We start from the raw sequence: 10,454 nt of genomic DNA on the forward strand, positions 1-10,454 counted from the left end.
ACCGGAATGAAGATCCGTGTCCTTACGAAACGCTTACGGGGCAACGCTTCTGTACGAGCTCGTCACAGTGGACTACCCGGGCCCGAAGGATCGGGGACGAAGCGACGGCCCGCCAACGCGGAAGCCGTCCTGGCGGAACCGACGTGATTGTTGTGCCGCAACGGCTTCAATCGGAATCGTCGCCAATTCGGGCAGGCCGATCAGTCGGGCCGCCCGAAACGCACTCGCACCCCCGGTGACCACAGCACGCTGGCCGGTTCGCCGTCGGGGGCGTCGAGCCCGGCTGCGGCGATCAGGTCTTCCTCGCACTCCAGCGATTCGGCGCGGTGCAGCCTCCAGCGTTGGTGGACGTTGGGTTGATAGCGCGCGCCGTCGCGGCCGGCGGTATGCAGCCCCCAACGGGCGGTCAGGAAGTGCTCCAATCGGTTGGGACGCTCGATATGGTCGCCGATGCGGATGCGCAGTCGACAGTGGACGCCACGCGGCGTGGGCCAGCGTCGACGGCTGGCATAGCTCAGCACGTCACCGTCGCGCTGCATGCTCATGGCTGACCACGCGTAAGGTAGCCGAAATCCTGTGCGCGCCACCAGAACGGGGACCAGACGTGACGCGTCCAGCGACAGGAAGACCACGCCGCGGCGGCCCCGATCGTCCACCGAATACAGCCGGACGTTGGTTTCGGGAAAGCTTCCCAGATAAGGAATTCCGGGCATTCGTAGCCACCCGATGCGATGCATCCGGAAGGCGACAAGGCCCACATAGGTCACGCCGTCGAGCGTGTCGGGAACCGTTCGCGGCGGCAGTAGCCCGGCCACGGCCGCCGGGTCGACCGTCCAGTGCAGGAACGCCACGTCGCGCCACCACTGGGTCAGCAGCGGCCGGGGCACGCCCCGCGGCGCCTCGGCGGTGACGGGTTCCGGATCGGTCGCCATGCCACCAGCTTTTCAGACTCCTTCCCGCCCCCGGGGCCGCACGTGCCGTCGCCGAGGATTTGCGTGCTGTGCCCGTTCGGTGGAACAGCCCGGCGTCGTCGAGTGATGGGGTGGGCGCATGACACCCGGAGAGGCTGCGCCCAAGCGCCCCCGTTCACGCATGTGGATCATCGTCACGGCACTGGTCGTGTGCGCCGAGGCGGCTCAGCTCGTGGTCATGTCCGCGTGGGGTGTGTTCGGCGCGCCGGATTCGTCTGACACGGTGCTCATCGTCGACGACACGCACGTCGCGTTCCAGGCGAACGTGCCCGCGGGCACCGCGATCTCCACCATCGATGCCGCAGACGTCGACGGTTGTGGACACGTGTCGTACGACCTGACGCGATACGGCCTCATGGTGGAGGTGCCCCGGGCCGACTGCGCGCCCGACGACGACAACCACAAGACCATGAACGGCAGACACGGCGACTACCGCACGTTCGGCGATGTCCCGGACCCGAAGAACGTCGCGAAGGTCCACACCTGGCTCGGTCCGGCCACAGTGTTCGAACAGACCTATGACGAATTCACCAACGAGCACAACCGCTACCAGGAGCCGGTCGCCATCATCGCCGTCGACGACCCGGTGGATGCCCGATACCCCACGATCGTGGTTCGCAGCGACCGCGGCGAGCTCGACCGCGATGCCTTCACCAAGCTGGTCGAGAGCTTTGAGGAGCCGTCCGAGACCAAACAACGAGGGTCGTCCTCGCCGGTGGGCGGATCGACGCACAGCTGAGCGGGCGCTGATTGACGGTATTGGGGCTCCAACAGGAATCGGAGCGGGCCGGTTGCCAGGTATAACGAGAGGGGTGTGGAAGTAACACGTTCCAGGAGGACTTCTGCCATGCACGAGGCAATGGACGAGTGGTGCGAGCGATGGCTCGGCTCGGCCGTGTCCGAGGTTCTGTTTGAAACGGGATCCCTTTCGCAAGTCGCCGGGGTCGAGCTCGCGGACGGCCGCGAGGTCGTCGTCAAGGTGCGGAGGTCGGCCCCTCGCCTGCACGCCGCCCACCAGGTGCAATGGCGCGTCTGGCAATCCGGCTATCCAGCCCCGGAGCCGCTGGTGCCCCCGGCGCTCATCGGCCCGGAGCACAGCGCCAGCGCCGAACGGTTGATTCGCGGCGGCGACATCGGCGGAAGAGGTCCCGGGGACGCCGTTCGCGCGGCCGAGGCACTGGCGTGGCTGCTTCGGGTCGCTCCCGCCGCGGCCGAGGTCGAAGACCTTTCGCCGTCACCGCCGTGGGTGGCGTGGGACCACGCCGGGCCCGGATTGTGGCCGGCCCCTGACCGCGGGCCCGAGGACCTCAACCTGGTGCGGGGACCGGGCTGGCTGGACGACGCGGGCGCCCGCTGCCGCGAGCGTCTTGGCCGGTACCGGGCGCGGCGGGTGATCGGTCATGCTGACTGGCATGCCGGTAACGTCCGGTGGTCTGGCGACAGGCTACTGGTCGTGCACGACTGGGACAGCGTCGTCAGTCAGCCAGAAGCGGTGATCGCGGGGATGGCGGCCGCCGTGTTTCCCGCCTCGGAAGCGTCCTGGCGACCCGCGACGGTCGAGGAGAGCGAAGAGTTCTTGAACGCGTATGTGCGCTCGGGCTCCAGGGCGTGGACCCGGGACGATGCCGAGGCGTTCTGGGCGGCGACAGTGTGGACGCGCGCGTTCGACGCCAAAGAGGAGTCAGCCGACGGTCCGGTGACCAGCCTCAGCGAAGCCGAAGCGGCGGACCGCCTCGTGCGCGCGGGCGCGTGAACGGGGATATCGGCGCGCGAGACGTCCCATTGGCGCCAAATGTGGCGCATTTGGGCCGAATACCTTGTAGGTGCGGCGGAGCGGTGTCACCCTTGGGCTTTTGCGAAGCGGACACGACCGAGGAGACTCTATGGCAGGAAAGAAGCACCATCGGTGGGCGATTCCGTCCGCGGTAGCGGCGGGGGCGGTGATCGCCGCGACCGTGGTGATGTCACCGTGGTCGGCTCAGGCCGACGGCAACAAGGACGCCGACGCGACGTGGAAGACCGTGTACGGCAGCGACGACATCGGCGGGCAGTACCGCAGCATCGCCGTGGGCGGCGCCAAGGACGTGTGGGCGTTCGGTAGCAAGGACTCCACCGAGGGCGACAAGTCCGCCACCCGTCTGACGCACTGGGACGGCAAGACCTGGACGGAGAAGTCCGCCCCGAAGGGGTCGACTGTGGATCCCGACATCGCCGATGCGTCGGGGCCCGACAACGTGTGGGCCGGCGGCGAGGGTGCCGACGGTGCCGTCATGCTGCACTACGACGGCAAGAAGTGGGGCACCTCCCAGCTCGGCTCCGTCAATCCGACCGACGTCGAGGCCATCGCGTCCGACGACGTGTGGCTGAGCGGCGACGGTTCGGGCGACGGAACGCACGGCACCATGAAGCACTACGACGGAAAGTCCTGGAAGGACGTTTCGGGTGCCTCCTATGCCGTGCGCGGCATGGACTCGGTGAGCTCCAAGGAGGTGTACGCCGCCGGCAGCGACGGCACGCAGCCTACTGTGGACCGCTGGAACGGCAAGAAGTGGGCCTCGATGAAGGTGCCGAAGGTCGACCTCGGCAACTGCGAGGAGGCGTACTTCACCGACGTCCTGCCGCGGTCGTCCAAGGACGTGTGGGCCGTGGGCACCATGGCCTGCGAGGACGAGGAGGGCCCGGACGAGCAGTCGCTGCTGGCCCACTGGGACGGTAGCAAGTGGACCATGAAGCTCGGCACCCATCCGCGGGGCTTCGAGGCCGTCGCCGACGACGGCGATGGCGGCATGTGGATGGCCACACAGGACGACACCTACTACCACTACCAGGACGGCAAGCTGACCGCCTTCGACCTCGGTTACGACCAGGAGATGCAGTCGGCGACCGTGGAGAACCTCCCGGGCACGACCGCGATGGTCGGCACCGGGGCGCTGTACGAGGACGGCGACCCGCCGGACCCGCAGAGCTACGGCATCGTCGCGGCCTACGGCCTCTAAGCGACGTCGACCCGCCGCCCCGGCGCCAACCGGGGCGGCGGGACACGGGGTGGAATCATGGCCTCATGAGCGAGGAATCTGGCACCTACGTCGAACCCGGCGACTTCAAACGCGACCAGAACTACATCACCACGCGCGTCACCGCCGACGGCCGCGACGGCTACCCGGTCGAGGCGGGGCGCTACCGCCTGGTCGTGTCGCGCGCCTGCCCGTGGGCGAACCGCGCGATCATCGTGCGCCGACTGCTCGGGCTGGAGGACGCCCTGTCGATGGGCGTGGCCGGCCCCACCCACGACAAACGCAGCTGGACCTTCGACCTCGACCCGAACGGGCGCGACCCGGTGCTGGGCATCGAACGGCTCCAGGACGCGTACTTCGCGCGCTTCCCCGACTATCCGCGCGGCATCACCGTTCCGGCGATCGTGGACGTGCCGTCCGGCGCCGTGGCCACCAACGACTTCGCGCAGCTCACCATCGACCTGTCGCTGGAGTGGGGCGAGTTCCACCGCCCCGGCGCCCCGCGGCTGTATCCGGACGAGCTGCGCGAGCAGATCGACGAGGTCAACGCGGTGGTGTTCACCGACGTCAACAACGGCGTGTACCGCGCCGGGTTCTCCGGCAGCCAGGCCGCCTACGAGCGCGCCTACACCACGCTGTTCGACCGCCTCGACTGGCTGTCGGATCGCCTGTCGCGGCAGCGATACCTGGTCGGCGACACCATCACCGAGGCCGACGTGCGGCTGTTCACCACCCTGGTGCGCTTCGACCCGGTGTACCACGGGCACTTCAAGTGCAACCGCTCCAAGCTCACCGAGATGCCGGTGCTGTGGGCGTACGCGCGGGACCTGTTCCAGACGCCCGGCTTCGGCGACACCGTCGACTTCGTCCACATCAAACAGCACTACTACATCGTCCACAGGGACGTCAATCCGACGGGCATCGTCCCGGCGGGCCCCGAGCTGCGCAACTGGCTCACCCCGCACCACCGCGAGGAACTCGGCGGGCGGCCCTTCGGCGACGGCACCCCGCCGCCGCCACCGGCGCTCGACGAAGCCGTGGAGCCCGGGCACGGGGCGGTGTAGCGGTCTCGCCTATGTGAATTCCATCGTGGATACAACGCTGCGGGTCGCCGTGTCGGCGGCCTTCTGCAGCTGTTGGGAATGCGGGTAGCCGTCGAAGCCCGTGGGCTCGGTGAGTATCTGGATGATCTCCTTGTCGTGGAAGACCAATACCTCGACCGAGTGCAGGTTGAGCTTTTTGGGGTAGCCCTCGGCCCACGTCACCCGGGCATCGTGGTTGCCGTCGACGACCTTGGAGTCTCCGTAAACATGACCGGTGAGCTTGTCGGCCAGCCGCTCGAGCCCGGCGTCGCTGGTCCGGTCGGAAAACTTCGGGCCGTCGGGTATCGCCGTGATGGTCATGGCTATGGAGGGCGAGACAGACTCGGAAAGCACCGTCGTTTGCCCCCCACCCCGTGCGTTCGGGTCCGTGGTGAATCCCTTCGGGACGGCGAAGGAACAACCCACGGTCGTGTCGTCCACGATGGTGTCGCTGGGCGTTGCGGAGGGCAGCGGCCCCATCGGCGGCGCGATGTGGCGATCGGCATCGCCGCCCCACGCCGCGACCACCCGCACCACGACGGCTAGCACCAGGGGCGTCACGACCAGGGCCACGGTGATGCGGTCGTAGCGGTAGCGCCGCTTGATCGCCGCATCGGAATGGCTGATCATGAGTGCCTCACCCGAATCCGCTTGGCGACGGTCGCGCAGCCGGACAGCGCGGCGTCGTCGGAGCCGTCGCAGTCGATGACGACGAGTCTGTGGTGGACGAACACGTAGACGATCAGGCCGGTGGGGCCCCGTCCGTCGCGGGCGGTGACCTCCACGGCGGGATACCCGGCGATGGTGCGGCTCACCGGATGGACCGGGATTCGGTCGGACTGCCGCAGGAGGGCGTAGGCGTCGCGAAACGCCGCGGACCTCCGGAAGCCGACGCTGGCACCGTCAACCGCCGCCGACTGCCGGTAGACCTTGAAGGTGATGGACGCCTTGGGGGACTTGCGGGTCGCCTCGTCGTGGCCGCCGTGCCTGAAGCGCCAGCCCTCGGGCAGCAGCGAGCTGACCGGTTCGGGTTTGTCCGAGGAGTCGGTCCGGTACTCATCCGTATAGGTCATGGCGGTGTGGCTTGCCGGTGATGCGGTGATGTCGTCCAGGGTGAGCACGCCGGGCGGCGGATCGACAAACGCCAGCAGCGGTTCGCGTGCGATCCACACCGCCAACGCCAGGGCCAGCGCGACGGCCACCCAGCGTCCGATCCGTCTGCTCCACCAAATATCCGTTTCGGCCATAGCTTCTCAATCTCGAGTGTGGGTCGTCCGTGGCTTGCGGGTCGGCGGAGAAACCCTCGGGAATCGCGAATCGGTAGGTCAACCGATCGCTGTCCACGATGGTGTGGCCGGGTTTCGCCGAGACCGGCGGGAGACGGACCAGCTGCGGGCAATCGGTATCGAGCGGAGGCACCCCGAAAACACGCGGCGCGATGGTCGCCAGGACCGGCATCATGTCGTCGTCGAAGGCGATGGCGATGTGGCTCGCCGCGGCGGCCGCGACGTCGTCCAGGGTCAGCTCCGTGGGCCGCGGGGTGAGGATCCTGAACGCGGTCCACTCAAGCGGCGGGTACGCGAACCAGACGGCCACCGCCAGTACGAAGCCCATCCAGCGTCCGTACCGCCAGCTCGGGGGCATCTCGGGTTGTCCGTCGGGCACGCGCCCATGGTCCTGTATACCTATCGACATCGCCAAGCGCGAAGCTGGCGGTTTCGCGCCATTTCTCCGGAGGCCCGCGTGCTCGACGAGCTCTTCGCGCCGCTGGGCGCCCACGCCCACGCGCACATCCGCGACCTCGACGACGGGCGACAGCGGGGCGTCGACGCCGCCGAACCGGTCGTCCTGATGTCGGTGGTGAAGGTGTTCATCGCCTGGGAATTCCTGCGCCAGGTGAACGAGGGCCTGATCGACCCGGGCGACATGGTGCGGGTGACAGCGCGCGATCGACTGGGCGGCACCGGGACCGCGAGTTTCCGCTACGACGCCGAGATCGCCGTGGGCGACCTGGCCGCGCTCATGATGGAGCTGTCCGACAGCACCGCCGCCGACCTCGTCTACCAGAGGCTCGGCTCGAGCGCCCTGCGCGACCTGCCCGCGCGCTTCGGGCTGAAGCGCACCTGGCTGATCGGGTCGCCGCGCGCGATTTTGGAGAACCTCGCCCGGGACCTCGGCGTGAGCGACCTGGACGACCTGGCGCGGCTGTTGGCGAGCAAGTCGGTGCAGACCCAGGAGCTGCGCAGCACCAGCGCCTGGGATCCCTTGCGCACCAACGCCTCCACCCCGTCCGACATGACCGAGTTCCTGGCCGCGGTGTGGAACGGACCCGAGGCGATCAGGCGCGACCTGCGCCGGTGGATGGGACGGCAGCTGACCGGCGGCCATCTCGCCAGGCAGCTGCCCAGCGGGGTCGTCGCCTACGGCAGGTCGGGGTCGCTTCCGGGATGGCGCAACGAGATCGGGGTGTGGGAATGGCCGGACGGGCGGCGCCACGCGCTGGCGATGTTCGTGCGCACCACGCGCGGGAATCTGCGCGAGGTGGAGCGCGCCATGGGACGGGCCGCGCTGCGGCTCGCCGAGTTGGTGGACTCCGACTTAATAGATCTCCGACCAGGGCCGGGGCGTCTCGGCGGTCTCGGGGATGGCGGCGCGCCGCACCAGGGTCCGCATCCGGCGATAGCGCCGCAACAGTTCCGGCGCCTCGTTCATCAGGACGTGGCCCGCGGCGGTCAGCGTCACCTGCCCGCCACCGCGGTCGAACAGCTCGGCGCCGAGCTCCTTCTCCATGCGGCGAATCCGTTGGCTCAGCGGCGGCTGCTCCATGCCCAGGCGCCGGGCCGCCCGGCCGAAGTGACGTTCTTCACCCACCGCGAGGAAACACTCCAGGTGCCGCATGATGTCCATTCGGCGACGATATCAATCGCGATACCGCCCGATACGAGTGTTGATATTGGACAGAGCGCGGGGCGGGCGGCTTGACTGTCGGGCATGAGCGATGGGACCGACCGCACACCGAATCTCCGCCGCCGCACCCTGATGAAGCTGACGGGCGCCTCGGCGCTGGCCGCCGCCGCGCCGCTGGCGCTGCCCGCCGACGCCGACGCGTCCGGCGGGTCGGTGAAGGTGCGCTGGCTGGGCACCAACGCGTGGGAGTTCACCACGGCGAAGGCGACGGTCCTCATAGACCCGTGGGTGAGCCGGTTTCCCACCGGTGCCTACCAGGGCGGTGCCGACCCCGACACGAAGATCGAGGTCCGCCCCGACGCGATCGACGAACACGTCACCGCCGCCGACTGCGTGCTGGTCACGCACGGCCATTACGACCACATCGCCGACGTCCCGTACATCGCGAAGCGGACGGGCGCCACGGTGATCGGCACCGAGACCCACCTGAATCTGTTGCGCGCCATGGACGCCCCCGAGGAACAACTGGGTCAGGTGGTGGGCGGCGAGTACTACCAGTTCGACGGCTTCACCGTCGAGGTCTTCCCGTCGTCCCACTCGACCACCGGCGAGCACAAGCAGATCCTCTTCGGAGGCACCCGGCCGGGCGTGGTTCCGAAGCGGCCCACCAGGATCAAGCATCTGGTCGAGGGCGGCAGCCTCACGTACCTGCTCGACTTCGGGGACGTGTCGTTCTTCAACGCCGGCTCGGCGAACTTCGACGAGCCCGCCATCGACGGCATCCGCCCCACCGTCCTGTTCGTCCAACCCGGCGGCGACCACACGCCGGACTATGTGGAGCGACTGCTCGAGGCCACCGGCTACCCGCCGTACGTGATCCCGTCCCATTGGGACGACTTCGATCAGCCGCTGACGAAGCCCGCCGCGGTGGGCATCGACTGGAGGCCGGTGCGCGACCGGGTGGCCAAGGCCAGCCCCGATTCCACGTTCATTCTCATCGATCACCTGGAGAGTCATGACTTCTGAGATCACCGTCCGCTGGCTGGGCACCAACGCCTGGGAGATCAGGGGAGCGGGCAAGACCATCCTGGTGGACCCGTGGGTCACCCGGTTTCAGACCGGCGCCAACATCCCGGGCGCGTTCGATCCTGACACCCCGTTGACGATCGACGAGAAGGCGGTGGACGAGTACGTGACCGACGCCGACTGCGTGCTCATCACGCACGGCCACTACGACCACATCGCCGACGTGCCGTACATCGCGAAGCGGACGGGCGCCACGGTGATCGGTACCGAGACCCACCTGAATCTGTTGCGCGCCATGGGAACCGCGGACAAGCTGTTGGCCCAGGTCGGCGGGGGAGAGCTCTACCGCTTCGACGGCTACACCGTGGAGGTGTTCCGGTCCTCGCACGGCGTCAGCGGCAAGCACAAGAGCCTGCTGTTCGCGGGAACCCACCCGGGCGAACCGCCGCGGCGGCCCACGAAGATCAAGCACCTGCTGGAGGGCGGCAGTCTGTCCTTTCTGGTCACCTTCGGGGAACTGTCGATGTTCTTCGTCGCCAATCCCGGCTTCCACGAGCGGGAGATCGCGGGCATCCGTCCTACGGTGATGTTCATGCAGGGCGCCAACCCGAACTATCCCCGCTACGAGGAGCGGCTGCTGAAGGCGACGGGGTACCCGAAGTACGTGATACCCACCCACTGGGACGACTTCGAACTGCCGTTGTCGAAACCCGCCGTGGACATCTTCGGCGCCAAGGAATTGAAGAAGAAGGTCGCCGAGGTCAGTCCATCGTCGAGGTTCATCATGCTGGACCACCTGGACAGCCACGTGTTCGGCGGCTGACGTAAACGGCTTGCGACGGCGGCGACCGGCCGTGAGACTCGGATCCGTGGATGCGAGCGACGACGCGATGCCGGTGCTGTGGCTGTGCGGGCCGCCCGGCGTCGGCAAGACGTCGGCGGCGTGGGAGCTGTTCACGCGGCTGGGCGGCGACGGCGCCCGTGTGGGCTATGTGGACATCGACCAGCTGGGGATGTGCTACGCGGCACCCACCGCGGACGACGGGGCGCCCGAGCCGCCCGCCGACCCGGGTCGGCACCGCCTGAAGGAGGCCAATCTGGGCGCGGTGGCGGCGAACTTCCGGGCCGCGGGCGCGCGGGGCCTCATCGTGTCGGGGGTGGTGGACGCCGAACGCGGCGTCGCCGCCATTCCCGGCGCCGACGTCACCCTGGTTCGCCTGCGCGCCAACGCCGACGGGCTGCGGCGTCGCGTCGCCGAGCGGGGCCGGTCACACGACGCGATCGACGCGGTGCTGGCCGAGGCCGACGCCCTGGACCGCGGCGGCGTGGACGCCACCGTCATCGACACCACCGTGCTCGGCATCGCCGAGGTGGCCGACGCGGTGGGCGCCCGCTTCGCGTCGTGGCCGCCCCCGGCCCCCGCGGCGACACCGCCGATGGCGCCGCCCGCGACC

At 68.7% G+C, this 10,454-nt stretch carries 11 protein-coding genes; 8 read left to right on the top strand and 3 right to left on the bottom strand.

Annotated features, from left to right (window positions below; genetic code table 11):
• Positions 1-200 precede the first annotated feature (200 nt).
• A complete protein-coding gene (locus VE172_RS18935; protein WP_324803527.1) occupies positions 201-932 on the bottom strand; it encodes a YqjF family protein in 732 nt (243 codons plus the stop codon).
• Between the two features lie 160 nt (positions 933-1,092).
• Between VE172_RS18935 and VE172_RS18940 the strand changes: the two genes are divergently transcribed.
• From VE172_RS18940 to VE172_RS18955, 4 genes are all read left to right on the top strand, one after another.
• The gene (locus VE172_RS18940) at positions 1,093-1,710 is read left to right on the top strand and encodes a hypothetical protein (protein WP_324803528.1); all 618 of its coding nucleotides are present in this window, start codon (positions 1,093-1,095) and stop codon (positions 1,708-1,710) included.
• Positions 1,711-1,818: 108 nt separating this feature from the next.
• Positions 1,819-2,724 carry a phosphotransferase gene (locus VE172_RS18945; RefSeq protein ID WP_324803529.1) on the top strand — a complete coding sequence of 302 codons (906 nt, stop codon included), beginning with the start codon at positions 1,819-1,821 and terminating at the stop codon, positions 2,722-2,724.
• 130 nt (positions 2,725-2,854) lie between these two features.
• Entirely contained in the window at positions 2,855-3,967 is a 1,113-nt protein-coding gene (locus tag VE172_RS18950; protein WP_324803530.1) for a ligand-binding sensor domain-containing protein, read from the top strand.
• A gap of 65 nt (positions 3,968-4,032) precedes the next feature.
• Positions 4,033-5,049 carry a glutathione S-transferase family protein gene (locus VE172_RS18955; RefSeq protein WP_324803531.1) on the top strand — a complete coding sequence of 339 codons (1,017 nt, stop codon included), beginning with the start codon at positions 4,033-4,035 and terminating at the stop codon, positions 5,047-5,049.
• Positions 5,050-5,058: 9 nt separating this feature from the next.
• On the opposite strand, the gene VE172_RS18960 is transcribed toward VE172_RS18955, so the two are convergent.
• Together VE172_RS18960 and VE172_RS18965 are read right to left on the bottom strand one after the other, a co-directional pair.
• Complete coding sequence (locus VE172_RS18960; protein WP_324803532.1) at positions 5,059-5,697, bottom strand: hypothetical protein; 639 nt, start codon at positions 5,695-5,697, stop codon at positions 5,059-5,061.
• On the bottom strand, positions 5,694-6,314 hold the full coding sequence (locus tag VE172_RS18965) for a hypothetical protein (RefSeq protein WP_324803533.1): 621 nt from the start codon (positions 6,312-6,314) through the stop codon (positions 5,694-5,696). The genes VE172_RS18960 and VE172_RS18965 overlap by 4 nt, the downstream gene beginning before the upstream one ends.
• Positions 6,315-6,810: 496 nt before the next feature.
• Between VE172_RS18965 and VE172_RS25815 the strand changes: the two genes are divergently transcribed.
• From VE172_RS25815 to VE172_RS18990, 4 genes are all read left to right on the top strand, one after another.
• Complete coding sequence (locus tag VE172_RS25815; protein ID WP_423213393.1) at positions 6,811-8,049, top strand: serine hydrolase; 1,239 nt, start codon at positions 6,811-6,813, stop codon at positions 8,047-8,049.
• Positions 8,050-8,058: 9 nt separating this feature from the next.
• Entirely contained in the window at positions 8,059-9,000 is a 942-nt protein-coding gene (locus VE172_RS18980; RefSeq protein WP_324803534.1) for an MBL fold metallo-hydrolase, read from the top strand.
• Positions 8,990-9,823 carry an MBL fold metallo-hydrolase gene (locus VE172_RS18985; RefSeq protein ID WP_324803535.1) on the top strand — a complete coding sequence of 278 codons (834 nt, stop codon included), beginning with the start codon at positions 8,990-8,992 and terminating at the stop codon, positions 9,821-9,823. Before VE172_RS18980 ends, VE172_RS18985 begins: the two co-directional genes overlap by 11 nt.
• A 46-nt stretch (positions 9,824-9,869) precedes the next feature.
• Positions 9,870-10,454: AAA family ATPase (locus VE172_RS18990; protein WP_324803536.1), on the top strand; the 585-nt coding region annotated here is incomplete at its 3' end.

Source organism: Stackebrandtia sp. (assembly GCF_035643755.1).
Taxonomy (GTDB): Bacteria; Actinomycetota; Actinomycetes; order Mycobacteriales; family Micromonosporaceae; genus Stackebrandtia.

Bases quoted from the DNA above. Each gene is read 5' to 3' on its own strand.
- VE172_RS18950 (WP_324803530.1), top strand. From the start codon at position 2,855: ATGGCAGGAAAGAAGCACCATCGGTGGGCGATTCCGTCCGCGGTAGCG.
- VE172_RS18965 (WP_324803533.1), bottom strand. From the start codon at position 6,314: ATGGCCGAAACGGATATTTGGTGGAGCAGACGGATCGGACGCTGGGTG.
- VE172_RS18960 (WP_324803532.1), bottom strand. From the start codon at position 5,697: ATGATCAGCCATTCCGATGCGGCGATCAAGCGGCGCTACCGCTACGAC.
- VE172_RS18945 (WP_324803529.1), top strand. From the start codon at position 1,819: ATGCACGAGGCAATGGACGAGTGGTGCGAGCGATGGCTCGGCTCGGCC.
- VE172_RS18955 (WP_324803531.1), top strand. From the start codon at position 4,033: ATGAGCGAGGAATCTGGCACCTACGTCGAACCCGGCGACTTCAAACGC.
- VE172_RS18980 (WP_324803534.1), top strand. From the start codon at position 8,059: ATGAGCGATGGGACCGACCGCACACCGAATCTCCGCCGCCGCACCCTG.
- VE172_RS18940 (WP_324803528.1), top strand. From the start codon at position 1,093: ATGTGGATCATCGTCACGGCACTGGTCGTGTGCGCCGAGGCGGCTCAG.
- VE172_RS18985 (WP_324803535.1), top strand. From the start codon at position 8,990: ATGACTTCTGAGATCACCGTCCGCTGGCTGGGCACCAACGCCTGGGAG.
- VE172_RS18935 (WP_324803527.1), bottom strand. From the start codon at position 932: ATGGCGACCGATCCGGAACCCGTCACCGCCGAGGCGCCGCGGGGCGTG.